Source organism: Aeromonas sp. 600282 (genome assembly GCF_049175755.1).
Classification (GTDB): Bacteria; Pseudomonadota; Gammaproteobacteria; order Enterobacterales; family Aeromonadaceae; genus Aeromonas; species Aeromonas veronii_A.
Genome location: NZ_JAAKVR010000024.1, coordinates 37,135 through 62,478, shown reverse-complemented (window position 1 = coordinate 62,478; position 25,344 = coordinate 37,135). Strand labels below are relative to the sequence as shown.

At 61.6% G+C, this 25,344-nt stretch carries 25 protein-coding genes and 2 tRNA genes; 9 read left to right on the top strand and 18 right to left on the bottom strand.

Going from position 1 to position 25,344, the window contains the following annotated elements:
• From G5137_RS19135 to G5137_RS19125, 3 genes are all read right to left on the bottom strand, one after another.
• A partial coding sequence (locus tag G5137_RS19135; RefSeq protein WP_234887766.1) for a GTP-binding protein occupies nt 1-125 on the bottom strand: 125 nt, incomplete at its 3' end.
• Nucleotides 126-293: 168 nt separating this feature from the next.
• Nucleotides 294-368 (bottom strand) — tRNA-Gly (locus G5137_RS19130).
• 38 nt (nt 369-406) lie between these two features.
• Nucleotides 407-491: transfer RNA gene (locus tag G5137_RS19125), tRNA-Tyr, on the bottom strand.
• Nucleotides 492-754: 263 nt separating this feature from the next.
• On the opposite strand from G5137_RS19125, the gene coaA reads away from it, so the two are divergent.
• On the top strand, nt 755-1,693 hold the full coding sequence (coaA, locus tag G5137_RS19120) for a type I pantothenate kinase (RefSeq protein WP_005339877.1): 939 nt from the start codon (nt 755-757) through the stop codon (nt 1,691-1,693).
• A gap of 81 nt (nt 1,694-1,774) precedes the next feature.
• On the opposite strand, the gene birA is transcribed toward coaA, so the two are convergent.
• The gene (gene birA / locus G5137_RS19115; protein ID WP_421209070.1) at nt 1,775-2,740 is read right to left on the bottom strand and encodes a bifunctional biotin--[acetyl-CoA-carboxylase] ligase/biotin operon repressor BirA; all 966 of its coding nucleotides are present in this window, start codon (nt 2,738-2,740) and stop codon (nt 1,775-1,777) included.
• Nucleotides 2,737-3,774: a UDP-N-acetylmuramate dehydrogenase gene (gene murB / locus G5137_RS19110; RefSeq protein WP_421255817.1), complete on the bottom strand. Its 1,038-nt coding sequence runs from the start codon at nt 3,772-3,774 to the stop codon at nt 2,737-2,739. The genes birA and murB overlap by 4 nt, the downstream gene beginning before the upstream one ends.
• 127 nt (nt 3,775-3,901) lie before the next feature.
• Between murB and G5137_RS19105 the strand changes: the two genes are divergently transcribed.
• Complete coding sequence (locus G5137_RS19105) at nt 3,902-4,555, top strand: potassium channel family protein (RefSeq protein ID WP_005339863.1); 654 nt, start codon at nt 3,902-3,904, stop codon at nt 4,553-4,555.
• Nucleotides 4,552-5,907 carry a TrkH family potassium uptake protein gene (locus G5137_RS19100; RefSeq protein ID WP_005339856.1) on the top strand — a complete coding sequence of 452 codons (1,356 nt, stop codon included), beginning with the start codon at nt 4,552-4,554 and terminating at the stop codon, nt 5,905-5,907. Before G5137_RS19105 ends, G5137_RS19100 begins: the two co-directional genes overlap by 4 nt.
• A 42-nt stretch (nt 5,908-5,949) precedes the next feature.
• On the opposite strand, the gene G5137_RS19095 is transcribed toward G5137_RS19100, so the two are convergent.
• Nucleotides 5,950-6,780, bottom strand: coding sequence for a cupin domain-containing protein (locus tag G5137_RS19095; RefSeq protein ID WP_421255816.1), 831 nt, complete (start codon nt 6,778-6,780; stop codon nt 5,950-5,952).
• A 101-nt stretch (nt 6,781-6,881) separates the two neighbouring features.
• On the opposite strand from G5137_RS19095, the gene G5137_RS19090 reads away from it, so the two are divergent.
• The gene (locus G5137_RS19090; protein ID WP_421255815.1) at nt 6,882-7,415 is read left to right on the top strand and encodes a carboxymuconolactone decarboxylase family protein; all 534 of its coding nucleotides are present in this window, start codon (nt 6,882-6,884) and stop codon (nt 7,413-7,415) included.
• Between the two features lie 13 nt (nt 7,416-7,428).
• A complete protein-coding gene (locus tag G5137_RS19085) occupies nt 7,429-7,869 on the top strand; it encodes a DUF417 family protein (protein ID WP_421255814.1) in 441 nt (146 codons plus the stop codon).
• Nucleotides 7,870-7,909: 40 nt separating this feature from the next.
• Here G5137_RS19085 and G5137_RS19080 read toward each other — a convergent pair whose 3' ends face one another.
• The 3 genes from G5137_RS19080 to G5137_RS19070 form a co-directional block, all read right to left on the bottom strand.
• Nucleotides 7,910-9,883 carry a DNA topoisomerase III gene (locus G5137_RS19080; RefSeq protein WP_421255813.1) on the bottom strand — a complete coding sequence of 658 codons (1,974 nt, stop codon included), beginning with the start codon at nt 9,881-9,883 and terminating at the stop codon, nt 7,910-7,912.
• Nucleotides 9,884-9,950: 67 nt separating this feature from the next.
• On the bottom strand, nt 9,951-10,448 hold the full coding sequence (locus tag G5137_RS19075) for a response regulator (RefSeq protein WP_421255812.1): 498 nt from the start codon (nt 10,446-10,448) through the stop codon (nt 9,951-9,953).
• Between the two features lie 55 nt (nt 10,449-10,503).
• Nucleotides 10,504-12,471 (bottom strand): ATP-binding protein, encoded by a 1,968-nt coding sequence (locus G5137_RS19070; RefSeq protein ID WP_421255811.1) that lies wholly within the window; start codon nt 12,469-12,471, stop codon nt 10,504-10,506.
• Between the two features lie 276 nt (nt 12,472-12,747).
• On the opposite strand from G5137_RS19070, the gene G5137_RS19065 reads away from it, so the two are divergent.
• The gene (locus tag G5137_RS19065) at nt 12,748-13,878 is read left to right on the top strand and encodes a NapC/NirT family cytochrome c (RefSeq protein ID WP_149153765.1); all 1,131 of its coding nucleotides are present in this window, start codon (nt 12,748-12,750) and stop codon (nt 13,876-13,878) included.
• A gap of 23 nt (nt 13,879-13,901) precedes the next feature.
• The gene (gene torA / locus G5137_RS19060; protein ID WP_421255810.1) at nt 13,902-16,382 is read left to right on the top strand and encodes a trimethylamine-N-oxide reductase TorA; all 2,481 of its coding nucleotides are present in this window, start codon (nt 13,902-13,904) and stop codon (nt 16,380-16,382) included.
• Between the two features lie 85 nt (nt 16,383-16,467).
• Here the strand turns inward: torA and G5137_RS19055 are convergent, their stop codons facing one another.
• From G5137_RS19055 to G5137_RS19040, 4 genes are read right to left on the bottom strand one after another with little or no spacing between them, the layout of a single operon-like run.
• On the bottom strand, nt 16,468-16,929 hold the full coding sequence (locus G5137_RS19055; protein WP_040070042.1) for a hypothetical protein: 462 nt from the start codon (nt 16,927-16,929) through the stop codon (nt 16,468-16,470).
• Nucleotides 16,930-16,970: 41 nt separating this feature from the next.
• Nucleotides 16,971-18,320: a sensor histidine kinase gene (locus G5137_RS19050; protein WP_421255809.1), complete on the bottom strand. Its 1,350-nt coding sequence runs from the start codon at nt 18,318-18,320 to the stop codon at nt 16,971-16,973.
• On the bottom strand, nt 18,317-18,973 hold the full coding sequence (locus tag G5137_RS19045; protein ID WP_005339826.1) for a response regulator transcription factor: 657 nt from the start codon (nt 18,971-18,973) through the stop codon (nt 18,317-18,319). Before G5137_RS19045 ends, G5137_RS19050 begins: the two co-directional genes overlap by 4 nt.
• Before the next feature lie 21 nt (nt 18,974-18,994).
• A complete protein-coding gene (locus G5137_RS19040) occupies nt 18,995-19,333 on the bottom strand; it encodes a PepSY domain-containing protein (protein ID WP_005339825.1) in 339 nt (112 codons plus the stop codon).
• A 63-nt stretch (nt 19,334-19,396) separates the two neighbouring features.
• On the opposite strand from G5137_RS19040, the gene G5137_RS19035 reads away from it, so the two are divergent.
• Nucleotides 19,397-19,645 (top strand): PepSY domain-containing protein, encoded by a 249-nt coding sequence (locus tag G5137_RS19035; RefSeq protein WP_013724184.1) that lies wholly within the window; start codon nt 19,397-19,399, stop codon nt 19,643-19,645.
• On the opposite strand, the gene msrQ is transcribed toward G5137_RS19035, so the two are convergent.
• Together msrQ and msrP are read right to left on the bottom strand one after the other, a co-directional pair.
• Nucleotides 19,642-20,268: a protein-methionine-sulfoxide reductase heme-binding subunit MsrQ gene (gene msrQ / locus G5137_RS19030; RefSeq protein ID WP_421209075.1), complete on the bottom strand. Its 627-nt coding sequence runs from the start codon at nt 20,266-20,268 to the stop codon at nt 19,642-19,644. The genes G5137_RS19035 and msrQ overlap by 4 nt on opposite strands.
• Nucleotides 20,259-21,260 (bottom strand): protein-methionine-sulfoxide reductase catalytic subunit MsrP, encoded by a 1,002-nt coding sequence (msrP, locus tag G5137_RS19025; RefSeq protein WP_184236585.1) that lies wholly within the window; start codon nt 21,258-21,260, stop codon nt 20,259-20,261. The genes msrQ and msrP overlap by 10 nt, the downstream gene beginning before the upstream one ends.
• 369 nt (nt 21,261-21,629) lie before the next feature.
• On the opposite strand from msrP, the gene G5137_RS19020 reads away from it, so the two are divergent.
• Complete coding sequence (locus G5137_RS19020) at nt 21,630-22,112, top strand: DUF1097 domain-containing protein (RefSeq protein WP_005339809.1); 483 nt, start codon at nt 21,630-21,632, stop codon at nt 22,110-22,112.
• Nucleotide 22,113: 1 nt separating this feature from the next.
• Here G5137_RS19020 and G5137_RS19015 read toward each other — a convergent pair whose 3' ends face one another.
• The 3 genes from G5137_RS19015 to G5137_RS19005 are packed head-to-tail and all read right to left on the bottom strand — an operon-like array spanning nt 22,114 to nt 25,315.
• Nucleotides 22,114-23,394, bottom strand: a complete 1,281-nt coding sequence (locus tag G5137_RS19015; protein WP_216952241.1) for a sigma 54-interacting transcriptional regulator — start codon at nt 23,392-23,394, stop codon at nt 22,114-22,116.
• Nucleotides 23,391-23,909: a hypothetical protein gene (locus tag G5137_RS19010; protein WP_421255808.1), complete on the bottom strand. Its 519-nt coding sequence runs from the start codon at nt 23,907-23,909 to the stop codon at nt 23,391-23,393. Before G5137_RS19010 ends, G5137_RS19015 begins: the two co-directional genes overlap by 4 nt.
• Nucleotides 23,906-25,315, bottom strand: coding sequence for a sensor histidine kinase (locus G5137_RS19005; RefSeq protein ID WP_421209119.1), 1,410 nt, complete (start codon nt 25,313-25,315; stop codon nt 23,906-23,908). The genes G5137_RS19010 and G5137_RS19005 overlap by 4 nt, the downstream gene beginning before the upstream one ends.
• Nucleotides 25,316-25,344 lie beyond the last annotated feature (29 nt).

Here is a 25,344-nt window from a genome sequence, read left to right as displayed (position 1 = left end):
CCACCGAAGTGCTTGGCCAGCACGTTGGTGATAGCTGCAGTCAGGGTGGTTTTACCGTGGTCAACGTGGCCGATGGTACCCACGTTAACGTGCGGTTTATTACGCTCAAATTTTTCTTTAGACATGATCGTCCCTCTAAACTAACGCTGAGTACGCGGTGGCAAGCTAACCACAGAACAGTTTATATGATGGATTTGAATCTGGTGGGAAAGAGAGAGGTACTGATGGCTGGTTCGCTTGCCGAACTCACCCTAGGGTGCGGCTCTGCTAACGCCTGAGCCATATCAGCATCTTGGAGCGGGCAGCGGGAATCGAACCCGCATCATCAGCTTGGAAGGCTGAGGTAATAGCCATTATACGATGCCCGCATTTCTCTAACCCAAAGAACTCAAACCGCAGAGAAATATGGTGGAGGGAGAAGGATTCGAACCTTCGAAGGCAGAGCCGTCAGATTTACAGTCTGATCCCTTTGGCCGCTCGGGAACCCCTCCAGACGCCAGATTGTCACAACGGTAATTCTGCTTGCACCCGTTGTGTTTATCGCTTTTGCACGGCAAATAGACGACAGACAGTCAAGCGTCGCGCATTTTATTGTAAGGTTTTGGGGGATGCAACCATTGAACCCGGCAAAATATGCTTTATTGCTGGGAAGTTTGCAAAAAAGCGGGGGCAAACAAGCCAATCCTGCTGCGTCCCTTGTCGCTCCCCCACCCTTGGTGTATGGTCGCCGTGCCCAAGAAACAGTGATGACACCATGACGACAGAGCATAACCCCTATCTGCAATTCACCCGCGAACAATGGGCGTTATTGCGCGATTCGGTCCCCCTGACCCTGACCGAACACGATCTGCAGACCCTGCGCGGGATCAACGAGAAGGTGTCATTGCGGGAAGTGGAAGAGATCTATCTGCCTCTCTCCCGCCTGCTCAATCTCTATGTCAAAGCCAAACAGCGTCGCAGCCGGGTGCTGGAGCAGTTTCTCGGCCAGTCCCGCGGCAAGGGCACCTATATTATCAGCATTGCCGGCAGCGTGGCGGGGGGCAAAAGCACCACGGCCCGTATTCTGCAGGCCCTGTTGGAGCGCTGGCCGGAACATCCGCGGGTGGAGCTGGTCACCACCGACGGCTTCCTCTATCCCAACAAGGTACTGGAAGAGCGCGGCCTGATGCGCCGCAAGGGGTTCCCGGAATCCTACGACATCCGCCATCTGGTGGAATTTGTCGCCAACATCCGCGCTGGTCACGAGAAGGTCGAAGCGCCGGTTTACTCCCACCTTATCTACGACATCATTCCCGATGAGAAGAAGGTGGTGGAGCAGCCGGACATTCTGATCCTGGAAGGGCTCAATGTGCTGCAAAGCGGCATGGATTATCCTCAGGAGCCCCATCGGGTCTTCGTGTCGGACTTCGTCGACTTCTCCATCTATGTGGATGCCGATGCCGAACTGCTGCGCACCTGGTATATCGAACGCTTCCTGAAATTCCGCAGCGGCGCCTTCTCGGATCCCGACTCCTACTTCCATAACTACGCCAAGCTGGCGGAGAGTGAGGCGACCCAGATCGCCAGCAACATCTGGCAAGACATCAACTATCTGAATTTGCAAGAAAATATCCTGCCAACTCGTGAGCGAGCCAACCTGATCATGACCAAGGGCCATGAGCACGCCATCGAACAGATCAAGCTGCGCAAATGATGACTACAGTTGCCGGATAACGAAGAGGGGGCCCGCGGGCCCCCTCTTCTTGTTTGGTATCATGAGCGGCCTTGCTGACCCTCAGTCGCCCCGGCGCAGGGAGAGTTCACCACCCAGATAGAACTTGGTGCCCTCCTCCGTATCCAGTCGCAGGGCGCCGCGATCGTCGATGCCACGAGCGATGCCGCGGATCTCCTGATCTCCCATCAGCAGGCGCACCGGGCGACTGGCAAAGTGATCGAGCCGGTTCCACTCATCGACAAAGCTTGCCAGCCCCTGCTGCTCAAAGGTATGCAACGCCCGCTGCAGATGGACGATCATCCGGGCCGCCAACTGATTGCGATCGACCAGCTCGGGATTGATGTGGCGCAGCTCGGCCCAGGCCTGATCAATCTTCTCACCTTCGCGGGCAGGCATCGCCAGATTGAGACCGATGCCGATCACCAGATGACAGCTGGCCCCGGCACTGCCACTCATCTCCACCAGTATTCCCGCCAACTTGCGGCCCTGATAGTAGAGGTCGTTCGGCCACTTGAGCTCAACACCTTGATAACCAAGGCTCTCCAGCGCTTCAACCACTGCCACGCCGACCGCCAGACTCAGCCCCATGGCCGCCGCCATGCCTTGTTCGAGTCGCCAGTACATGCTGAGGATCAGCTGGCAACCAAACGGCGAAATCCAGGGTTTGCCACGACGACCGCGCCCGGCTGTCTGACACTCGGCCAGACAGCTCTCGCCAGAGCGCAGCTCATTGACCCGATCCAGCAGGTGTTGATTGGTCGAGCCAATGACCGGAAAACAGTGCACCGGTGCCATCGGGGCCAGTGCCTGCAAGGTAGCCTGATCATAGAGCGCCATCGGCACCGCCAACCGGTAGCCCTTGCCGGTCAGGCTAAAGAGATCCAACCCCAGCTCCTTGAGCGCCGCCATGTGTTTGCTCACCGCCGCCCGGCTGATGCCGAGCTGCTCACCCAGCTGTTCGCCGGAGTGAAACTGGCCGTCGCTAAGCAGGGTGATCAGGGTCTGTCTGATGGGAGTCAACGTCATGAGAGCACCTCGTCGAGCCAGGTTTCACCATGCGCACCCATAAAGCGCACCTCGTGCTCCAGCACCACGCCAAACGTCTGCTCCACGCTGTCGCGGACATGAGCCGCCAGCGCGATCAGCTCCATGGCACTGGCGCCCCCCAGATTGACCAGCACCAGCGCCTGCTCCTGATGAACAGCGGCACGGCCAATGGCGAAACCTTTCAAACCGCACTGATCGATGAGCCAGCCCGCCGCCAGCTTGGCCTGCCCTTCTCCAGCCGGATAGCAGGGCATCTGCGGATAGCGCGCCTTGAGATTCTCCGCCAGCGCGGCAGGCACCACCGGATTCTTGAAGAAGCTGCCCGCATTGCCGAGCACCGCAGGATCCGGCAGTTTGGCCATGCGGGTGGCACAGACGGTATCGAAGATGACCTGCGCCGAAGGCGCGTCACCGAGCGCCGCCAGTGGGCCATAGCCGAGCACCGGTTGCCACGCCTTGGGCAGTTTGAGCCCGACGGCAGTGATCAGGTGGGAATCCTGATACTCGTGTTTGAAGATGCTGTCGCGATAACCGAAGCGGCACTCTGCCACCGCGATCCGTTCAATCTCGCCACTCTGCCAGTTGAACGCCTCGACATAGGCGCAGAAGTCGGCCAGCTCAACGCCATACGCACCGATGTTCTGCACCGGCGCCGCACCGACCGTGCCGGGAATAAGCGCCAGATTCTCCAGCCCGAACCAGCCCTGTTGCAAGGTATGGCGCACCAGCTGATGCCAATCTTCACCGGCCGCCACATGGAGCAACCAGTGATCGCCACCATCTTCAGCGGTAATCCCCTTGAGCCGGTTGAGCACCACCAGACCGAGAAAATCGGTGGTGAAGAGCATGTTGCTGCCGCCGCCCAGATTGAGGCGCGGCAGCTGGTTGAGCTGCGGATCGGCACGCAGGGTCGCCAGATCGGCAACCTGCTCCACCTCGGCCAGCCAGAGGCAGTACGCATCGAGGGCAAGGGTGTTGAGCTTCAACAAGGAGGCGTTGGCATTCAGTTTCATCGGTCTATCCCGGCTTGGTGCAAGGGCGCAGTCTACCTCAAGTTACCCCATGACGAAAAACCCGAGCCCTTTTCGGGGGAATAGCAGTGGTTTAGAGTAGGCGACTTCAACTGCTGAGGAACAACTCATGAACAACCAGTTTGCCGTCATCGGCCTGGGCCTGTTTGGCAGCGCGCTGTGCGAAGAGCTGCAACGGCAAGATGCCGAAGTACTGGCCATCGATATCGACGAGAGCAAGACCCGGCAAATCGCCGCCCTCTGCAATCACGTGATCGTGGCGGATGCTACCGACGAGGCCACCGTGGCCGAGCTGGGACTGGCCAATTTCGATATTGTCTTCGTTGCCATCGGTGACAACCTGGAGACCAGCATCCTCACCACCCTCGTCTTGAAAGAGGCGGGCGTGAAGAAGGTGTGGGTCAAGGCGCGCGACAAGTTCCACGCCAAGATCCTTCAGAAAGTGGGCGCCGACAAGGTGATCAACCCGGAGTGGGACATGGGCCGCCGGGTCGCCCAGAGCATGCTGGACAACCGGCTGTTCGACTATCTGGAGCTGGGCCACGACATGGTGCTGACCGAGTTCGTGATTGGCCTGCAACAGAACGGCCGGGAACTGGGCGACTTCCACCTGCTGCAACAGAGCGATTTCCAGCTGCTCGCCATCAAGCGTGGTGATGTGCTGCACAACGTGCTGACCGGCAAGATGGAGCTGCAACTGGGCGACATCCTGATCCTGGCGGGCAACAAGCACGCCATCGACCACTGGCTCGAAACCCTATGATCAACTGGCGCAGCAGCTACGCCTTCGCCCTCCATCGGGAGCAGGACTCTCGCTGGAGCGAAGCCCGGCTGATCCTCGGCAGCTTTCTGATCATTCTGCTGATTGGCACCATCTTTTTGGTGCAACCCTCCAGCCACAATGGCGAGGTTACCTTCGTCAACGCCCTGTTTACCGCCACCTCGGCCATCAGCGTGACAGGTCTTGGCGTGGTGGATACAGGCACCGCCTTCACCCTGCAGGGGCAGATTTTCCTGCTGATGCTGATGGAGATCGGCGGTCTGGGCCAGATGACCATGACCCTGCTGCTCATCGCCATCTTCAGCAAGCGGGTCGGTCTGCGCCAACAGGTACTGGCCAAGGAGGCGCTGGGACAGGAGGGCTCGGTCAACATCATTCAGCTGGTCAAACGGATCGTGCTGTTCGCCTTTATCGCCCAATTGATCGGTACCGGCATCATGGCGATCCGCTGGGTGCCCGAGATGGGTTGGGTGCACGGCCTCTATGTCAGCTTCTTCCACGCAGTATCGGCCTTCAACAACGCCGGGTTTTCGCTGTTTGCCAACAACCTCATCGACTATAGAGACGACCCCATCATCAGCCTGACCATCGCCGGTCTGCTGATCCTGGGGGGGATCGGCTTTACCGTCATCGTCGATCTGGTGCGCAACCGCCGCTGGCGCAAGCTGAAGCTGCACAGCAAGCTGATGCTGCTGATGACCCCGGCGCTGCTGCTGGCCGGTACCCTGATGTTCTGGCTACTGGAACACAACAACCCCGGCACCCTCGGCAAGGCCGGTGTCGGTGGCCAGCTGCTGGCGGCCTTCTTCCAGTCTGCCAGCGCCCGTACCGCCGGTTTCAATACCATAGATATCGGGCTGATGACCCCGGCGGCGTTGCTGTTCCTGATGATGCTGATGTTTATCGGTGCCGGCGCCACCTCGACCGGTGGCGGTATCAAAGTCACCACTTTCGCCGTGGTGCTACTGGCGACCAAGGCGTTTCTGACCAAACGACCCCATGTCACCGCTTTTGGCCGCACCCTGTCGCCCCAGATCGTGACCCGCTCGCTGGCTATCATCATCGTCAGCACCATGGTGCTGATGCTGGCGATGTTCCTGCTGATGGTGACCGAGGATCTGCCGTTCGACAAAATCATGTTCGAGACCATCTCGGCATTTGCCACCGTCGGCCTCTCCACCGGCATCACCGCCTCCCTGAGCGAGCCGGGCAAGCTGATCCTGGTGCTGGTGATGATCTGCGGCCGTCTCGGCCCCCTGACCCTGGCCTTTATGCTGGCCCGCCCGGTCGAGACTCGCATCCGTTATCCGGAAGAGAACGTCTATACTGGCTGACCGGTTATGAAAACGGGGCAGCCACTGGCTGCCCCGTTTTTTTTATTCGGCTTGTTGCTGCGCCTTGAGCCAGCGCCCCGGGCTCACCCCCAGCTCCCGCTCGAATGCCCGACCAAAGGCAACACTGCTGCTGTACCCCGCACCCAGCGCCACCTGCATCATGGGCTCCCCCGCCAGCAGTTGCTGGCAGGCTAGCGCCATGCGCCAGTGGGTCAGATAACCCAGCGGCGCTTGACCAACCCGCTCCTGAAACCTCGCGGCAAAGCGGGCCCGCGACATGCCGGCCTCCCGCGCCAGCGTGGCCACCGTCCAGGGTTCATCCCCACGCTGATGCATCACCGAGATCGCCTTGGCCAACTGGGGATCGGAAATACCTGCCAGCATCCCCTGCTGACACTCCCCTTGCTCGACCAGATGACGCAGCAGCAGGATCAACAGTACCTCCAGCAAGCGGGAGATCAGCGGATCCTGCCCGTAGCGGGGGTGAAACGCCTCGTCAAACAGCTGACTCAGCACCGGCGTCAGGGCAGGCAACTCACGTAGCGGCAGCACCAGCGAGCCCGGTAATGCCAGTTGCAACGGCGATGCGTCCCCCTTGCCGAATGCGACATTGGCACACACCAGATCGCAACCCCCCAACGTTCTGGGTTCAAGCTTGTGAGGACGTCCCCGAGGGAACAGGATCAGGGTCGGCTCCTCGAGCAGCAAGCTGGCTCCCCCCTCTTCACGCAACATGACGGCACCGCTGCGCAGCAGATGAAGATGTCCGCCACTCGGGTAATCATCACTGGAGGAGTTCTGGCACAGGTTGCCGGCGAAGAAGATCTTGGCTTCGGGGGAGGCATGAACCAACAGGGCAGAGAGCGGATCCATATTTAAGACGAATAGTATTTATTTGCAGACGATGAGTGATAAACCGTATCACGAATGACGGCACACTGTCTCCCGTACCTTCACTACCACAGGAGAAGATCATGAGCCGTATCCAACCCGTATCCCAGCCGCAACCCGCAGCCGCCCAGACCCTGGCCACCCTGCAACGCAATCTGGGTATGGTGCCCAACCTCTACGCCACCCTGGCCCACTCGCCAGCCCTGCTCAATGGCTTCCTGGCCTTTGCCGAGGCGCTTGGCAAGGGGCGTCTCACTGCCCCACAACGGGAGTTGCTGGCACTGGCCATAGGTCAAGCCAACGCCTGCCAATACTGTTTGTCTGCCCACACACCGCTCGCGGGCAAGGCCGGATTCTCGGCCCAGGAGATCCGGGCTGCCAGACTCGGCCAGGCCTCGGCTCCCCTTGATCACGCCCTGCTGCAACTGGCAACAGCGCTGGTCAGTCAGCGCGGGGTGATTAGTGACGAGCAGCTTGCTAGCGCCCGTGCCGCAGGCGTAGATGACGAGCTGCTGCTGGAGGTGCTCGGCCAGGTGGTGGTCAATACCCTGACCAACTATGGCAACCACCTGGCGGCGACCGAGATCGACTTCCCGCCTGTCACTCTGACCCCTTAAACAAGGAGCCCCCATGCAGCAACATGACAAAGGCTTTCTGGTCGCTCTGGCGGGCGTGGTATTGACCCTGCTCTGGATCGGCGTCTTCAAGTTTACCCCGACAGAGGCAGCCGCCATCAAACCACTGGTAACCAGCCACCCCTTGATGAGCTGGCTCTATGGCCCCCTGTCGGAACAGAGCGTATCGAACCTGATCGGGGTGGTCGAGATAGTGATCGCCATCGGGCTGGTCGTGGGTCTGTGGCAACCCCGCATCGGTTACTGGTGCAGCATGGGGGCTATCGTCACCTTCCTGGCGACGCTGAGCTTCCTGCTGACTCTGACAGGTGTCTGGAAGATGGTTGACGGCGTGCCAGTCACCGAGTTCTTCCTGTTCAAGGACCTGGTGTTTCTCGGTGTGGTTCTGCACTACCAGCACAGGATCCGTGCCAGCTTGTCCACTCAGGCAGCCTGACAACAATGCCTTTGGCGCCCGGGATGGGCGCCTTTTTTCGTTATGCAGCCCAGGTCTGGCGCTTGCTGGTCGTCTTGCGCGGTCGGGGCCCGCCAGTCGTGCTGGCCGCCGAACTCTTGCGCTTGGTAAAACGCCGCTTGCCGGCACCCGGCGCCTCCTTGGGCAGGGCGCTGAAGCTGGCGCCGGAGTCCTGCCGCGCCCCTTCAATCAGGCCGTTGAGCTGCTCGGTGAGCGGCCCCATAAACTGCTGGTAGCTGCCGTGGCGCTCGGCGATCTGGCCGAGGCTCTGCTCCCACAGCGCCGTCATATCCGGCGTGGTGGCGGTGGCTGGCAACGCCTGCACCAGCGCCCGCCCGGTCGGGGTCGCCTTGATGCTCTTGCCCTGACGCACCAGAAAGCGGCGCTTGAACAGCAGGTCGATGATACCGGCACGGGTCGCTTCTGTGCCGAGACCATCGGTGTCGCGCAGGGTCTTGCGGATCTCGGGATCCTGCACATAGCGGGCGATGCCGGTCATGGCCGCCAGCAGGGTGGCATCGGTGAACGACTTGGGCGGCTGGGTCATCTTTTCCAGCAGTTCGCCCCGCTCGCACAGCAGTTGCTCTCCCTCTTTCAGGGCAGGCAGCGTGCCCGCCTTCTCTTCGTCGTCATCCTCCTCCACCCCGAGCAGCGCCTTCCAGCCCGCCTTGAGAATGCGCCGCGCCTTGGCCTGAAACAGGCCACCAGCGATGCGCAGCAGCACCTTGCTGTCGTTGTATTCGAACGGGGGATAGAACTGCAGCAAATACTGGCGGGCAATCAGGCCATAGAGCTTCGCCTCGTCGGCCCCCAGCGTACCGGGGTTGCCCTGCTTCTCGGTGGGGATAATGGCGTGGTGGGCATCCACCTTGCTGTCGTTCCACGCCTTGCTGCGGATCTTGCCGTCTGCCTCGCTCACCGCCTTGGCCAGTGCAGGCGCTGTAGCGGCGATGGCACCGCGCACCTGCTCGGCCCGCTTGAAGTGGTCGGTCGGCAGATAGCGGCTGTCGGAGCGCGGATAGGTGATGAGCTTGTGACGCTCGTAGAGGCTCTGGCAGATGTCGAGCACCCGCTTGGCATCCATGCCGAAGCGCTTGGCGGCATCGATCTGCAGACTGGAGAGGTTATAGGGCAGCGGCGCCGCCTGCTTGCGGGCCTGATCCTCCACCGATTCGACCTGTGCGGGTTGGCCATTGATCCGGCTCACCACCTTGTCGGCCAGCGCCCGATTGAGCACCCGCCCCTCCTCATCTTGCCACGGCAGACAGGCTTCCGATGGCAGCCACTTGGCGGTGAAGCGCTCGTTGCTATCGGTCAGCAGATGGGCCAGCACCTCGTAGAAGGGTTTGGGCACGAAGGCCTCGATCTCGAGATCCCGCCGCACCACCAGCCCCAGCAGCGGGGTCTGCACCCGGCCAACCGAGAGCAGCTCGCTGCAACCGGCCTTGCGCCCGAGCAGGGTGTAGGCGCGGGTCATGTTGATGCCGTAGAGCCAGTCGGCCCGACTGCGGGCCAGCGCCGAGACCGCCAGCGGTACGAACTCCTTGTTGTCTCTGAGCTTGTCGAGGGCGCGGCGCACCGCAGGCGGGTTGAGATCGCTGATGAGGCAGCGCTGCACCGGCTTGGTCTTCGGGTAGCCGAGAAAGTCGATCACCTCATCCACCAGCAACTGCCCTTCCCGGTCCGGGTCACCGGCGTTTACCACGCAATCCGCCTGTTTGATCAGCCGCTTGATGACGGTGAGCTGGGTTTTGGTCTTGGGCTTGGCCACCAGCTGCCACTGGGCGGGGATGATGGGGAGATGCTCCATCCGCCACTGCTTGAAGGCGGCGTCATAGGCATCGGGCTCGGCCTGCTCCAGCAGATGGCCGATACACCAGGTGACCACATCCCCCTGGGCTGTTTCGATAAAACCGTCGCCCTTCTTGTGGGGCTTGGGCAGGGCATCGGCAATGGCGCGGCCCAGCGTGGGCTTCTCGGCGATAAAGAGTCGCATCGGTGGCTACCTGCAATACTGTATATGCAGACAGTATACAACTGCCACCGCGAAAGCCCAACTGCCCCTACTCGTCGAACGGGTGATCGTGGATGGCGGCAAACAGCCGCGCCTGATTGAGCAGCGGCGCATAGTGGAAGGCATTTTCGCCATCTTCCGCAAGCAGATAGTCGGTCAGCTGTTCGCGCACCGCCTCTTGCAGGGTCTCCAGCTTCCACGGCTTGGCAAGGTAGTAGTGCAACCCGCCACGATTGACCGCTTCGACGGTGGCCTCCAGCCCCGCTTGTCCGGTCAGCAGCAATTTGCGGCTGGCCCGAGTGGTGGCACGCCGGTTCAGCTCCACCAGAAAATCGACCCCCAGGGTTCCCGGCATGATGTGGTCACAGAGGATCAGCGCCAGCTTGTTGCAGTCGCGCTCCCACTCCTCCACCACCGCACGCGCCTCATCGACGCTCTCGGCGGCTTCCAGTTCGAAGTGGGAACGGAACGGGGCGAGATCGTGGATCACCGCATCCAGCACCTCACGCTCATCGTCCACACACAGGATCAGATAGTGTTTGTTCATTGCTCCTCCTTGGCGACATGGTTTGGCACGCCGCGCGATTGATGCTGGCGACGGCTCAGGCCGCATGCTCCTTGTTGTTTTGAGGTTCGCCCCCGTAACCGGCCTGCCCCATGCCGTCCAGCGGCAGACAGACCCGCATCCGGGTGTAACGGCCCGGTTCGGAGGCCACCTCGATCCGGCCGTGGTGCTGTTGCACTATCTGCAGCGAAACGCTCAGACCGATACCGAGGCCGAAATGGCCCTCCCGCTTGGTGGTGAAGTTGAGATCGAAGATCCGCTGCCACAGCTCGGGCTCGATGCCGCAGCCGCTATCCTCCACCTCCACCATCACCCAGCCGGGCTCCGGCAGGCCGGTGCGCACCGTCAATCTTCCCGGCTCGCTCATGGCATCCAGACTGTTGGCGATGAGGTTGGTCCACACCTGCTGCAGGGCGGCGGGATGGCAGCGCACCAGCGGCAGCGGTTGGTACTCCTTGCAGAGCTCATGATGCTTGAGGCGGTTTTCGAAAATCATCAGGGTATCTTCCAGCCCCTCGTGCAAGTCCACCAGCGAGGGCTCGTCCCTGTCCTGCCGGGCATACTGCTTGAGGCTCTTGACCAGATCGCCGATGCGACGGGCACACACTTCGATATTGCGCAGGAAGCTGCCAGTCTGCTGGAACAGCTCCAGCCGGGAGAGCAGCGCCTCCCGCTCGGCGGCAGTGCGGCTGGCAAACCAGCGCTGCCAGTTCAGCTCGTCATCCAGGTTCATCTGCACCGCCAGCCTCGCCTGCTGACGATCGCCAAAGCGCCCCTCCGCCAGCCGGGTCTTGTCACGGATCTCGCTGGTCGAGACCGGCTGGGAGGAGAGCGCCTGACATAGGGTCTGGTTGCCGAGACCCTTGATGGGGGCGGGCAGTTCGAGATTGACCAGATCGGGGATGGCGGCCCGCAAGGTCTCGCTGCCACGGATAATGGCCGCCACCGGGTTGTTCAGCTCGTGGGCGACACCGGCCACCAGCTGACCCAGCATCGCCATTTTTTCGCTCTCCACCAGCTGGGCGTGAGCGGCATCGAGGGAGTTGAGGGTCTGTTGCAGCCGCATCTCGGTGCGGATGCTGTTTTGCAGGCGGCGATTGAAGTGGCGCAGCAGCAGGTTGGTAAAGGAGGGGAGCAGTTCGCTGCGCGCCTGCATCACCCGGGAGAATTGCAGCTTGTCGAGCTTGATCACCTCGGCACCGGTCAGGGTCACGCCGGTGGTGAAGGCGGGTTCGCCAGTGACGAAGGACATGCCCCCCACCAGCGAGCCGGTACGGTAGTGCACCACCTCCTGATCGATCCCCTGCTCGTCCCGCTTGCGCAGCACCACCTCCCCCTTGGCGATAAACCAGAGGAAACTGTTGGGCTCCCCCTCGCGGGTCAGCACATGGCCCGGACTGTAGTGGCGGCAGACCCGCTCCTCGTCATTGCCCTCGAAAAACTGGTAGAGGCCGTCGATCACCACCCGGGAGAGTTCTTCATCGCTGCAGTGGGTGTAATCCATAAAGCCCTGCCGATAGGCAGCCAACTGGCGATCGACGTGGGCTCGCAGCAGCTTCTGGTTGTCGAGCACGGCGGCATAGCTCAGCAGATCCGCCTCGGGACGCTGCAATACAAAGTGGCTCGCCTGCTCGATCACCGCCCGGCGCAGGCTGCCATCGCGCCAGGGGCGTTGCAGGTAGTAGTCGAGACGACCTAGGTTCACCGCCTCGATGATCGATTTCATCTCCGGCTGGCTGCCGAGCAGGATCTTGCGGCACGCCTCGTGACGGCTGCCGAGGCGGATCAGAAAATCGGCCCCTCTCCCATCCCCCAGCTCGCTGTCACACACCACTACGGCGGGTGGCTGCCCCTTGCGATCCAGCTCGTCCAAGGCCAGCTCCGCCGACCCCTGACCGACCACCACCACCAGCGCGAAATGGCCGAGCAGCGGAGCCAACTCCTGTTCGAATTCGGCCAGCAGTTGCACATTGGCGGCGACACACAGCAGTGAGAAAGGGCTCATCAGCGACACTCCGTTGAGGCTCACTGCTCACTATATCAGCGAATCTTGTGGGGTTTTGCGAGGGGGCTAACAGCTGTCGTGGAAAGTGAACAAATAGATAAAACAGAAAACAACTGAATTTAATTCGATTAATGTGTCAATGGCGAAATAAAAGACAAAATGTGACAACAATCAAAAATATAAACCATGATGGAGGTCAACGCCTTATCCCTATCATTACTACTACTATTGGACTAGTACTATGTAGGTAATTATTGACTGTAGGAAAACGCCGCCATGATTGGAAAACTGATAAGAAAAACCTGGTTCTGGCTCCTGCTGCTCGGGGCCCTGCTGGGTGTCGCGGCACTGGGTGTCACCGTGACCGTGCTGCACAAGACCAGCTCCACCGAATTCTGCGTCTCCTGCCACTCCATGCAGACTCCGCTCGCCGAGTATCAGGGCAGTGTCCACTTCCAGAACACCAAGGGGATCCGCGCCGAGTGCGCCGACTGCCACATCCCGGGCGACCCCACCTCCTACCTGTGGACCAAGATCCGCGCAGTGAAGGATATCTATCACGAGGCGATCGGCACCCTGGATACCCCGGAAAAGTATGAAGCCCACAAGCTGCGGATGGCCCAGTCCGTCTGGGACGAGCTGAAAGCCAACGACTCCGCTACCTGCCGCAGCTGCCACAGCTACGAGGCGATGGACATTCTGGCCCAGCGCCCCAATGCCCGCGCCGAGCACCCGGTCGCCATCAAGGAGGGTCAGACCTGTATCGACTGCCACCGCGGTGTCGCCCACATCATGCCTGACATGAGCGGCCTGGCTGCCGCCGGTGCCAGCGAGCTGGCGCAGGCTGCGGCCCAGACTCCGGCCAACGTCACCACCCGCTACGCCATCGCCACCACCCCGCTGTTCCTCGATGCCGCCGCCAAGACCGACGAAGGCACCCTGATGCCCTCCACCAAGGTGGAAGTGCTGGCCAACGAAAACGGCCGCGCCAAGGTGCAGATCGAAGGCTGGCAACAGGATGGTGTGAGCGAAGTATTCTACGCCGCACCGGGCAAACGGATCCTCAGCGTACTGGTCGGCGATGCCGCCAAGAAAGCGCTGGTCACCGGCCAGAGCGAAACCGACGGCGCCACCAACCTCACCTGGCATCAGGTCAAGCTGACCGCCTGGGTCGACCAGAGCCAGCTCATCGGCGATCAGGGCAAGCTGTGGCAATACGCCTCCACCCTGATGTCCAACAACTGTACCGGTTGCCACGGCCTCACCGCGCTGGATCACTTCAATGCCAACCAGTGGATCGGCGTCATCAAGGGGATGGAGTCTCGTACCTCCCTGACCCCGGAACAGGCTCGCATGTTGACCCAGTATGTCCAGAAACACGCCAGTGACATGAGCGCGGCCCACTAAGGCTGGCACAGAGGAAAACCGTTATGACTTTTTTCAATGACAAGAAGACCAATCTGTCCCGCCGCAACCTGCTCAAGGGGCTCGGCGCCTGCGCAGCCCTGCCCCTGCTCGGCGGCATTTTTCCCAAGAGTGCGCTGGCGCAAGCCATCAGCACCGCATTGAGTCAGTTCCCGACCCTGGTGCCCGCCCAGAAGGGCATTCTGACTGGCGCCCACTGGGGTGCTTTCGAGGCGATCGTCGAAGATGGCCGCATGGTGCGCGTCCAGCCGGTGGCCGATGATCCGGCGCCGAACGATCTCATCGATATGGCGCCGTTCCAGGTGCATGCCAAGAACCGCATCAAGTACCCCATGGTGCGCAAGAGCTGGCTGGAGCATGGCCCGGGCGCCGAACCCGAGCTGCGCGGTGCCGACGAGTGGGTGCGAGTGAGCTGGGACAAGGCGATCGAACTGGTGGCCGGCGAGATTCAGCGCGTCCAGTCTGACTTCGGCCCGCAGGCGATCCACGCCGGTTCCTACGGCTGGAAGAGCGTCGGCATGTTCCACAACAGCCGCACCCTGCTGCACCGCCTGATGAACCTCTCCGGCGGCTTCACCGGTTATGCCGGTGACTACTCCACCGGTGCGGCTCAGGTGATCATGTCCCACGTGATGGGCTCCATCGAGGTGTACGAACAGCAGACCGCCTGGCCCAACGTGGTGGAAAACGCCGAACTGGTCGTGCTGTGGGGGGTCAACGCTCAGGTGACCCTGAAGAACAGCTGGAACATGCCGGATCACGAAGGTCAGGCCGGTTTCATGGCGCTGAAGGAGAAAGGTACCCGCGTCATCAGCATCGACCCCATCTACAACGAGACCGCCAAGCTGGTCGGCGCCGAGTGGATTGCGCCGAACGCCTACACCGACGTAGCCATGATGCTGGGTGTGGCCCACACCCTCTACAGCGAGAAGAAGCACGATCAGGCTTTCCTCGATCGCTACACCGTCGGCTTCGACAAGTTTCTGGACTATCTGCTCGGCAAGGATGACGGCCAACCGAAGAGCGCCGAGTGGGCGAGCACCATCTGCGGCGTCGATGCCAAGGTGATCCGCCAGCTGGCTCTCGACATGGCCGCCAAGCGCACCATGATCATGGCCGGTTGGGGCATGCAGCGTCAGCAGCACGGCGAACAGCCGAACTGGATGCTGGTTACTCTGGCCTCCATGCTGGGCCAGATCGGCCTGCCGGGCGGCGGCTACGGCTTCAGCTACCACTACTCCTCCGGTGGCAGCCCCACCGCCAAGGGCGGCATTCTGGCGGGTATCTCCGCCGGCAACGCGCCGAAGAACAGCCCGGCCCCAATCCCGGTGGCCCGCATCGCCGACTGTCTCGCCAACCCGGGCAAGACCATCGACTTCAACGGCCGCAAGGTGACCTATCCGGACATCAAGCTGGTCTACGTGGCGGGCGGCAACCCCTTCCACCACCATCAGGACACCAACAACCTGCTGCAGGCGTGGCGCAAACCGCAGACCGTGATCGTGCACGAGCCTTACTGGACGGCCACCGCCAAGCACGCCGACATCGTGCTGCCGGTCACCACCAGCTACGAGCGCAACGATCTGGAGATGGGCGGCGACTACTCCCAGCGCTATGTGTTCCCGATGCACCAGTGCGTGCCGCCCCAGCACGAGTCCCGCAATGACTTCGACATCTTCAGCGCCATCGCCGCCAAGCTGGGCGTGCAGGAGCAGTACACCGAAGGGAAGGACGAGATGCTGTGGCTCAAGCAGATGTACGACGGCATGGCGGCGCAGGCCCGCGGCGCCCGGGTGGCGCTGCCGCCGTTCAACATGTTCTGGGAGTCCAACAACTACATTCGCTTCCCGATCCCCGAGGCCAACCGCCAGTGGATCCGTCACGCCGATTTTCGCGAGAATCCGCTGCTCAACCCGCTCGGCACCCCGTCCGGCAAGATCGAGATCTTCTCCAACACGGTGGCGGGGATGGGCTATGCCGACTGCGCCGGCCATCCCAAGTGGTATGAGCCCAAAGAGTGGGTGAAGAGCGAGGTGGCGGCGCGCTATCCGCTGTCGCTCAACACCTCCCACCCGACCCAGCGGCTGCACTCTCAGCTCGACAACACCCCGCTGCGGGACAAGTTCGCCATCGCCGACCGCGAGGCAATCATGATCCATCCGGCCGACGCCAAGGCCCGTGGCATCGCCCAAGGGGATCTGGTGCGCGCCTTCAACGAGCGCGGCCAGATTTTGGTGGGCGCCCTGCTCTCCGAGGATGTGCGCCAAGGGGTGGTGCGGATCTGCGAAGGAGCCTGGTATGACCCGGCCAAGCCAGGCGAAGCGGGCAGCATCTGCAAGAACGGCAACGTCAACTGCCTCACCTTCGACGAGGGCTCGTCCAGTCTGGCGCAGGGCAACTGCGGCCACATGGCCCAGCTGCAGATCGAGAAGTACACAGGCCCGATGCTGGCCAACACCGCCCACGCGGTACCGGCCAACGGCTAAGGCGATTGCCACCCAATAAAAACGGCGCCATCAAGGCGCCGTTTCTTTATCTGTCTGCCAAAGCGCAGGCATGGTCGGGACGGGTTTAGAACTCCCCTTCCTCCATATACTCCTGCGCGCATTCAACCAGCTGTGGCCACAGCTCTTCCGGCACCCAGGCGTCCGGGTCATCTTCGTCACCGTCGTACTGGCTCCAGAAATAGCGGCGCAGGCCGGAGGCAAACTCGTCGCTGATCTCGGCCAGCTCGGAGAGCGGCCCCAACCAGGCGATGCGACGCAGGCCGGAGGCGAGATCGTTGATGGCATCCATCAGGGTGCGATCGTCGAAGCTCTGCTCCACCAGCAGGGTGAAGCGCTCGCGCGCCTGCTCGGTCTGCTCCTCGTCCAGTTCGCCCACATCGGCCAGCAGGTCGACAAAATCTTCCAGCAGATAGGCAATCAGGCCATCCCGATCTTCAAACCACTGGATCTGGGCGCCCTTGACCCCCAGTACAGAGGCATCGAATGAATCGTCAAGATGGCACAGGGCCCACGGATCGTCGGTCATGGTTCTCTTCCTCAGGCTAAAACAAATGCCATATCTTATGCCTAGCTCTCGACCCTTGCCACCTTGGGCAACGAGAGGGAGGCGGCCAGCCCGCCCAGTTCGGCGCGGCCCATAATAAAGCCGCCGCGATAGGCTTCCGCCAGATCGGAGACGATGTTGAGACCGAGACCGGAACCCGGCACCTTCTCGTCGAGCCGCACCCCGCGCAGCACCGCCTTGGCGATCTGATCCTCGCTCATGCCGGGGCCGTCATCCTCGATACGCAGGGTGATCCAGCCCCCCAGCTCGGCGCTGGAGATACGCAGCTCGCTGGCGGACCATTTGAAGGCGTTCTCCAGCAAATTGCCCACCATCTCGTCGAAGTCCTGCTCCTCCACCCCGACCGCCAGATTGGCGGGCACTTGCAGATCCACCGTCTTGCCCGGATAGAGGCGGGAGAAGGCGCGGCAGATATACTCCACCCGCGCCCGCACCGGGGTCGACACCCCGAGGATCTTGGCGGCGCCGGTCACCCGCGCCTTACCGAGGTGATAGTCGATATGGCGCTGGATCTGGTCGAGCTGCTCGCCGATGGCGGCCTGATCCTCCGGCGGCAACTGGGCAACCTGATTGCGCATGATGCTGAGCGGCGTCTTGAGGGCGTGAGCCAGATTGCCGGTGTGGGCACGGGCACGCTGCAGCAGCTCGCCGTAGTGGTGCAGCAGCCGGTTGATATCCTCCACCAGCGGCTGGATCTCCAGCGGGTAGCGCAGCCGGAACCCCTCCTGATGACCCTCGTGAACCCGCCCCAATTCGCGGCGCAGCAGGTGCAGCGGCCGCAAGCCGTAGACGATCTGGAACATGAAGCCGAGCACCAGGCCGGCGGCGGCAAAGCCGAGGCCGAGGAAGAGGCTGATGCGGGTCTTGTTGAGGGTCTGGGTCAGGGCACTGCTGTCCTTGGCCATCACCAGAGTGAACACCCGATCCGAACCGGGCAGCAGCACGGTACGGGTCATGATCAGCAGCGGCTCCTTGTTGGGTCCCTTGCCGACAAAGAGGTCGGGATCGCCAAACGCCGACTTGAGGCCGTCGCTCTTCAGGTTGGTATCCCACAGGGAACGGGAGCGCCCCACCACATCTTGGCCCAGCTCCAGTTGCCAGTAGTAGCCGGAGTAGGGTTGATTGAAGCGGGGATCGGAGAGGGAGCCGGTGACCACCGGCAGGCCGGTTTTGGCCACTTCCAGCCGGGAGAGCAGATCATAAAGCTGCAGGCGCAGACCGTCGGCCTCCGCCTCCTGCCAGTAGTTGCGCATCATGGTCTGCAGGCTGAAACCGGTGGCGAACAGAAACAGCCCGCACCACACCAGCGCAATGGCGACCAGTCGCCCCCGCAGGGTTCTCACCAGCCTCATTCGTTGATCCGGTACCCGAGGCCGCGCACTGTCTCAATCAGATCGGGGTTGGTTTTCTTGCGGATCCGGCCGATGAACACCTCCACGGTGTTGGAGTCACGGTCAAAATCCTGAGCATAGATGTGGTCGATCAGCTCGCTGCGTGATACCACCTTGCCCCTGTGCTGCATCAGGTAACCCAGCACCCGGAACTCGTGGGCAGTCAGCTTGATGGGGGTCCCTTCATACCACACCTGCGACGCAGCCATGTCGAGCCGCACCCCGCCGATCTCCAGAATGGAGCTGGCGTTGCCCGCTGCCCGGCGCACCAGCGCATGGACCCGCGCTACCAGCTCGGCCACCTGGAACGGCTTGGTGAGGTAGTCATCGGCACCGGCGTTGAGCCCTTCGATCTTCTCGTGCAGCTGGCCACGGGCGGTCAGCACCAGCACCGGGGTATCGATCCCCTTGCTGCGCCACTCTTTCAGCACGCTCAGGCCATCGCGCCCCGGCAGGCCGAGGTCGAGAATGATGGCGTCGTAGGGTTCGGTCTCACCAAGGAAACCGGCCTCGTTGCCATCGTGGCAGAGGTCGGTGACAAAGCCGGAGAGGCGCAGCTGTTCGGCCAGCTGGCCAGCCAGAATTTTTTCGTCTTCAACAATCAGAATTCGCATGAACAGGCTTCCACACAGGGGTTATTCATCATCCTCGACCGGGGGCTTTGGCGGTTCGAACAACCGCTCCAGATGGTGGCCCTTGGCCCACACCAGCTCAAGGTTGTCGGCCCGATAGGCTACCTTGATCACGCTGTTTTCCCGATCGATGACTCGCAGTTCATAGAGCCAGATACCATCCTCTTCCCCCAGATCCACCCGCAACACCCGCACCGGCAATCTGGCCGCCACCTCCATCATTTCATGGAAGGGCCGAACCCGTCCCTCATGGACAGCTTGCTGCAGCATAGCTTCATCAGGCGTGACCGCCTGTGCCAGCAACGGCAGCAATAACCCAAGCAGAGGGAGCGCTCTATTCATGGATGATTCATCTCCAAAAACCTAACATAATGGCGTTTATAGTCTGCCAGCCATGAATCCGGAATGAATATGATCCCGCGCAGTTTCCTGCTGATCCTTTGCCTGTTGAGTGCCACAAGCTGGGCGGCCCAGAGCCGTCTCGACATGGCCGGGCTGGTCAAACTCCTGCTGGCGCAAGGGTATCACGACATTCGGGAAGTGGAGCTGGAAGGGGACAAATTCGAGGTCAAAACCCTCAATCGCCAGGATCAGAAGGTGCATCTCATCGTCGATGCCTACACTGGCGAGATCAAACAACAAGAGGCCGATTAGGCCTCTTTTGCATTCCAGCGTCCCCGCATGGGGCGCAGCAGCTTCTCCCGCCTCGGCCAGAGCAGGGCGCAGGCCAGCAGCAGGTAGATGAGGGGCTCCCCCCAACCGCTCTTGAGCGACCACCAGTAGTGCACCGGTACCAGCAGGGCGATGGCATAGACCCAGTTGTGCAGCTTCTGCCATGCAGCGCCCATGCTGCGCTGCAATGCGGGCAGCGAAGTGATGCTGAGGGCGGCCAGCAGCAGCAGGGCCACCATCCCCACCACTATGTAGCTGCGCTTGACCAGCTCGCCGCCAATCAGCCCCCAGTCAAACTGCAGATCCAGCCCCAGCCACGCCATGAAGTGGAGCAGCGCCCAGGCAAAACACCAGAGCCCGAGGGGGCGGCGCAGCTTGATGAGCTGCCCCTGCCGCCAGCGCTTGGCCAGCGGCGAGACCAACAGGGTGAGCAGCAGCAGATTGAGCGCCCCCTTGCCGAGGTAGTGGATGAGCTCGGGCACCGGATCGCCCCCCAGCAGGCCTGCCGGGATGGCAAAAACCAGCCAGAGCAGGAAGCCGAGGGAGCACAGATGCACCAGCGCCCGCAAGCCGCTGATATGGGCCGGTTTCAATCTCAGTACCATTGGCGCAGATCCATCCCCTGATAGAGCGAGGCGACTTCGTCACCATAGCCGTTGAACATCAGGGTCGGCTGACGCTTGGCGCCAAACACTCCTCCCTCGCCGATGAAACGCTCGCTTGCCTGGCTCCAGCGCGGGTGATCCACCTGCGGGTTGACGTTGGCGTAGAAGCCATATTCGTTGGGAGCCAGCAGGTTCCAGGTGGTGGGCGGCATCTCCTCTACCAGCCGGATCGAGACGATGCTCTTGATGCTCTTGAAGCCATACTTCCACGGCACTACCAGCCGGATCGGCGCGCCATTCTGGGCGGGCAGGGTCTTGCCGTAGAGCCCCATCGCAAGGAATGAGAGAGGGTGCATCGCCTCGTCGATACGCAGCCCCTCCACATAGGGATACTCGATGCCGCCCCCCAAACTGGAGGCCTGCCCCGGCAGCTGTTTCGGATCAAACAGGGTTTCGAAGGCGACAAACTTGGCGCGACTGGTGGGCTCGGCACGGCGGATAATCTCCGCCAGCGAGATGCCGTTCCAGGGCAGTACCATGGACCAGGCTTCAACGCAGCGCAGCCGGTAGATCCGCTCCTCCAGCTCGCTCTTGTTGATGAGGTCCCACACATCGAGGGTAAAGGGCTTGGCCACCTCCCCCTCCACCTTGAGGGTCCAGGGTTCGGGCTTGAGGTAATGTGCGTTGCGAGCCGGGTCGGACTTGTCGGTGCCGAGCTCATAGAAGTTGTTGTAACTGGTGGCCTTCTCTTCCGGTGTCAGCACCAGATTGGCCGGGCGCTCCGCAGGCTTGCTGTTGAGCGGTTTGGTAGCTAATTGGGGGGCATCCTCTTTACCGCGCAGCAGGTCGAGCACTCCGGCCTGAGTGGGGAACGCCAGGGTGGCTGCGCCCAGACCCAGCCCCTTGAGAATAAGGCGGCGGTCCTGATAGACGGCTTCCGGGGTAACATCCTGTTCGGTGAGGGGGTGGGCGGTACGACGCTTGATCAACATTAAAAACTCCCGGGGCTGAGTGAGGCAGTATGGATAAGACCCGCCCCGGCAGATTTTTATTTCACACAAATTTACATCATGTGGTGCAGGGGCAGTGCCTTGGCCATGGTGCCGACCAGAAACAGGACTACGAACACCAGCAGGGGAACGATCACATTTGGCGCCATCAGACTCACTCCATGAGCAGGACAGGGCCTCTAACTATGGCCGACTGTCAGGCCGGTCACCAATGAATTTTTTTCGCGAGCGCAAGCGTATTCCTGAGTTGAAAAGGGTGATGAAGATCACACACAATTCGGCCCCCGCTTGCCGCCCCAATTGCCGGGGGTAGGCTGCCCATTTTGCGAAGCCAACTGAAGAGTCGCCCCCATGAGCCCACTGATCGCCATCGCCATCACTACTGGAATTCTCTCCGCCGTCTGGGGCTGGATTGCCGTCGCGTTCGGCCTTATCTCCTGGGTCGGCTTTCTCGGCTGCACCAGCTATTTCGCGTCAAGCGGCGGCTACAAGGCGCTGCTGCAGACCATCTTCTGCAACACCAGCGGCATGCTGTGGGCACTGCTGCTGATCCATGGCGACAGCCTGTGGGGGGCGGGTGTGGCGGGTTACGTGATGACGGGGGTGGTCGCAACCCTGATGTGCGTACAGGCCAAGCAGCAGTGGCTCGGCTACATTCCCGGCACCTTTGCCGGTTGCTGTGCCACCTTCGGGGCGGCTGGCGAGTGGCGGCTGATCCTGCCCTCCCTCATCATTGGCGCCTTGTTCGGTTACCTGATGAAGGCGAGCGGCCTCTGGCTCTCCCATAAAACCCAAAAAGCCGATGCCGCTCCGGCGGTGGTTGATCCCGCCTGATTTATCCCTTCGATTTGAAGTTTGCAGCTTCGATACCGTGCCGATTCAATAACTTGTAAAAATCGGTACGGTTTCTGCCCGCCAGGTTGGCCGCCAGAGTCACGTTGCCTTCGGTAGTGCGCAGCAAACGGATCAGATACTCCTTCTCGAATTCGGCACGAGCCTCGTTGAAGGAAGGGATGCCACCACCGCCGCCGCTCAGGGCGGACTCCACCATGGAGACCCCGATCACCGGGCTGCAACAGAGGCTGGCGAGTTGCTCCACCAGATTGCAGAGCTGACGCACGTTACCGGGCCAGGCAGCGGCGGCCAGCATCGCCAGCGCCTCCGGCGAGAAGCCCATGGCGGCGCAGTCGCTGTGGCGGCAGCGATAATCATCCAGCGCCTGTCTGGCCAGCAGCGGAATGTCTTCACTGCGGGCACTGAGAGACGGCAAGGTGATATTGGCGACGTTGAGACGATAGAAGAGATCTTCCCGAAAGCGTCCCTCCTCCATCGCCTTGACCAGATCCTGATGGCTGGAGCTGAGCACACGCACCTCCGGCGTGCCCTGACCATACTCCTCCATCACCTGCAGCAGCTTGGCCTGCAAGGATTCCGACAGGCTGCCAATCTCGTCGAGAAACAGAGTCGCCCCCTTGGCCTGCTCGAACAGCCCGGACTGGCCATCTTCACCAAACAGCTGCAAGTCGAGTGACGCCCACGGAATGGCGGCGCAGTTGATGGTATGGAGCGGCTTGTCGCGGCGCTGGCTGGCCTGGTGCAGCGCCTGCGCCATCGCCCCCTTGCCGGAGCCTGACGGCCCCATGATCAGTACCGGCACCTCCATGGTGGCGATGCTGTGAGCCTGGATCAGTAACTGTTCCAACTGGGGATTGCGGGTCAGGATCAGTGACTGCCACTCCTGCTGCTGTTTCGGCCGGGTCAGGCTGAGAGCATGCTCTATGGTGGCCAGCAGCTCATCCTTGTCAATGGGCTTGGTCAAAAAGCTGAAGACGCCGGAGCGGGTCGCCTGAATAGCGTCCGGTATGGTGCCGTGGGCGGTCATGATGATCACCGGCAGCCCCAGCCACTGGGCCTGGATCCGCTCGAACAGCGCCAGACCGTCCATGCCCCCCATCCGCAGATCGCTCAGCACCAGATCGGCCCGCTGCTGGCGCAGCCGGTCGAGGGCCCCTTCCGCACTGTCGGCAGTATCCACCTCATAACCCTGACTGCGCAGCCGCATGCTCATCAGCTTGAGCAGACTGACGTCATCATCCACCAGCAAGATCCGGCTCATGGTATAGCCTCACGATGCTCGTTCAGCTTGCGCTGGTTGAGCTGGTCATCGATGGCAGTCAGCTGCTCGATCTGACGACGCAGCCGCTGGATCTCCTGACTCTGATCATCACGCCGGCTGTCGCGAGCCAGCAACTGCTCTCCGAGAGCGATCCAGCTGCGCAAAAAAGCCTGTGCATCAAGACCCAGCTCGGGCAGCATCTGCTTCAGGCGCACCAGCCCGGCAGTACGATTGGCCACCGATTCGGCCGGGTGGGAATCCACCATCGCCAGACTGACCCGGCTCTCAAGATCTCCCGCCCCTTTCAGGCGTTGACGCTCCTGCACACGCTGCTGGGGATGGCTGGCCAGCAACCAGTCGGAGTATTGCAGACGTACCTGCATCTCCTTGTTGGCAAACTCCATCCGCTTGGCAAAAGCGATATCGGAGGAGTTCTGCTGCTCGTGCTGTGGCAGCAGGCCGCAACCCGCGAGCAACCCCATCATCAGGGCTGGAAATACGCGCTGTATCTTCATAGTTCTCTTTTCAACGTCAACCTGAAGCAGACATCTGCCTGTTCATCTCTTACCAGAACCAACTCACCTCCGAGGCTATGGGCAGACTCACGGGCGATAGAGAGACCCATACCAGAGCCTTTCAATACACCTTGCCGCACTGTACTGCCCTGTTCGAAGGGTTCAAAAATACGTTGCTGATCGGCAGCGGGGATCTCTGGCCCCTCGTTGGCTACCTCCAGCCAGCTTGTCTGTTCATCCTGCCCTGCCCTGATCCAGATATTGCCCCCGCTGGCGCCGTAACTGACTGCGTTGGAGAAGAGGTTATCGAGGATCAGTCTCAACCGGTAGGGCTCCGCCCACAGGGTAACCGGCCCGGTCGGCAAGTGTACACGGATCTGCTTGGACTCCAATGCCAACCGGTACTCGATGGTGAGTTCTGACAGCATGGGCAGCAGGGGGACGGGCTCCAGTTCGAAGGCCTCCTGCTGACTGAGCCGGTTGAAGTCGAGCAGCCGCTCGATCAGGGTCTGCAAACGCCGACTGCTCTCGTCCAGCATCTGGCAGATCTCCAGCTGATCCGGCGTCAACGGCCCGACCAGCTGCTCGCAGAGCAGATCCGACCCCTCCCGCAGCACCGCTAGCGGGGTCTTGAGCTCGTGGGAAACATGACGCAGAAACTGGTACTTTTGCTGCTCCAGCTCCTTGAGCTTGTCGTAAAGCCAGAGGATCCGCTCCCCCAGCAACACCAGCTCGGCGGGGCCATCTACCGGCCTTGGATCCGGCTCGACCCCCGCCCCTAGGCTCAAGATGCGCGACTCAATCTGTCGTACCGGGTGGATGATCAGGTAGGTGAAGATAAAGACCATCAGCAGGCTGAGCGCCGCTACAGCGCCGCTCACCCACCAGAGCTCCCTGGTCAGTCCGGCGATGGTGAGTCGCACCCGCTCCATGTGTTCGTCAACCCGGCTGCGGGTGACCATCTCAAGCTGCTTGTTGGCATCGTTAAACAGCTCTAGCTTGTCCCCCGCCACCGCAGCCTGGGCCAGCGCGGCATCCTGCAAGCTGTCGAGCCAGGCCAGCCCCTGATCGAGCCCCCTGTAGAGCTGACCGTCGGAGATAGAGCTGCGATGTTCTGCCAGCAACACCCGGTACCCGTCGAGTTGCTGCTGGTAGCTGGTGAGGCTGCGGCGATCCCCCAGCACCGCGAAGCGGCGCAAGGTGCGTTCGATATCGATGGCCTGCGCCGTCAGCAGGGTGGCGCGGCGGGTATCCTTGACCGCCCGCTCCATCTCGTCGCTGGTGAGTTGGCTGAGGTGGGCAAGGGAGGTGCTGTTGTGCCAGATCATGCCGCCCAGCGGCATCAATACCAGCACGAATCCCATCAATACCACCTGCAGCAGGGAGCGTGGGCGAACCTTGGTCATCATCTCTTCTCTTGCGTTCTCACCGGTGC

Coding starts and splice junctions, on each gene's coding strand:
- coaA (WP_005339877.1), top strand. CDS start 755: ATGACGACAGAGCATAACCCCTATCTGCAATTCACCCGCGAACAATGG.
- birA (WP_421209070.1), bottom strand. CDS start 2,740: ATGACGTTGACTCCCATCAGACAGACCCTGATCACCCTGCTTAGCGAC.
- murB (WP_421255817.1), bottom strand. CDS start 3,774: ATGAAACTGAATGCCAACGCCTCCTTGTTGAAGCTCAACACCCTTGCC.
- G5137_RS19105 (WP_005339863.1), top strand. CDS start 3,902: ATGAACAACCAGTTTGCCGTCATCGGCCTGGGCCTGTTTGGCAGCGCG.
- G5137_RS19100 (WP_005339856.1), top strand. CDS start 4,552: ATGATCAACTGGCGCAGCAGCTACGCCTTCGCCCTCCATCGGGAGCAG.
- G5137_RS19095 (WP_421255816.1), bottom strand. CDS start 6,780: ATGGATCCGCTCTCTGCCCTGTTGGTTCATGCCTCCCCCGAAGCCAAG.
- G5137_RS19090 (WP_421255815.1), top strand. CDS start 6,882: ATGAGCCGTATCCAACCCGTATCCCAGCCGCAACCCGCAGCCGCCCAG.
- G5137_RS19085 (WP_421255814.1), top strand. CDS start 7,429: ATGCAGCAACATGACAAAGGCTTTCTGGTCGCTCTGGCGGGCGTGGTA.
- G5137_RS19080 (WP_421255813.1), bottom strand. CDS start 9,883: ATGCGACTCTTTATCGCCGAGAAGCCCACGCTGGGCCGCGCCATTGCC.
- G5137_RS19075 (WP_421255812.1), bottom strand. CDS start 10,448: ATGAACAAACACTATCTGATCCTGTGTGTGGACGATGAGCGTGAGGTG.
- G5137_RS19070 (WP_421255811.1), bottom strand. CDS start 12,471: ATGAGCCCTTTCTCACTGCTGTGTGTCGCCGCCAATGTGCAACTGCTG.
- G5137_RS19065 (WP_149153765.1), top strand. CDS start 12,748: ATGATTGGAAAACTGATAAGAAAAACCTGGTTCTGGCTCCTGCTGCTC.
- torA (WP_421255810.1), top strand. CDS start 13,902: ATGACTTTTTTCAATGACAAGAAGACCAATCTGTCCCGCCGCAACCTG.
- G5137_RS19055 (WP_040070042.1), bottom strand. CDS start 16,929: ATGACCGACGATCCGTGGGCCCTGTGCCATCTTGACGATTCATTCGAT.
- G5137_RS19050 (WP_421255809.1), bottom strand. CDS start 18,320: ATGAGGCTGGTGAGAACCCTGCGGGGGCGACTGGTCGCCATTGCGCTG.
- G5137_RS19045 (WP_005339826.1), bottom strand. CDS start 18,973: ATGCGAATTCTGATTGTTGAAGACGAAAAAATTCTGGCTGGCCAGCTG.
- G5137_RS19040 (WP_005339825.1), bottom strand. CDS start 19,333: ATGAATAGAGCGCTCCCTCTGCTTGGGTTATTGCTGCCGTTGCTGGCA.
- G5137_RS19035 (WP_013724184.1), top strand. CDS start 19,397: ATGAATATGATCCCGCGCAGTTTCCTGCTGATCCTTTGCCTGTTGAGT.
- msrQ (WP_421209075.1), bottom strand. CDS start 20,268: ATGGTACTGAGATTGAAACCGGCCCATATCAGCGGCTTGCGGGCGCTG.
- msrP (WP_184236585.1), bottom strand. CDS start 21,260: ATGTTGATCAAGCGTCGTACCGCCCACCCCCTCACCGAACAGGATGTT.
- G5137_RS19020 (WP_005339809.1), top strand. CDS start 21,630: ATGAGCCCACTGATCGCCATCGCCATCACTACTGGAATTCTCTCCGCC.
- G5137_RS19015 (WP_216952241.1), bottom strand. CDS start 23,394: ATGAGCCGGATCTTGCTGGTGGATGATGACGTCAGTCTGCTCAAGCTG.
- G5137_RS19010 (WP_421255808.1), bottom strand. CDS start 23,909: ATGAAGATACAGCGCGTATTTCCAGCCCTGATGATGGGGTTGCTCGCG.
- G5137_RS19005 (WP_421209119.1), bottom strand. CDS start 25,315: ATGACCAAGGTTCGCCCACGCTCCCTGCTGCAGGTGGTATTGATGGGA.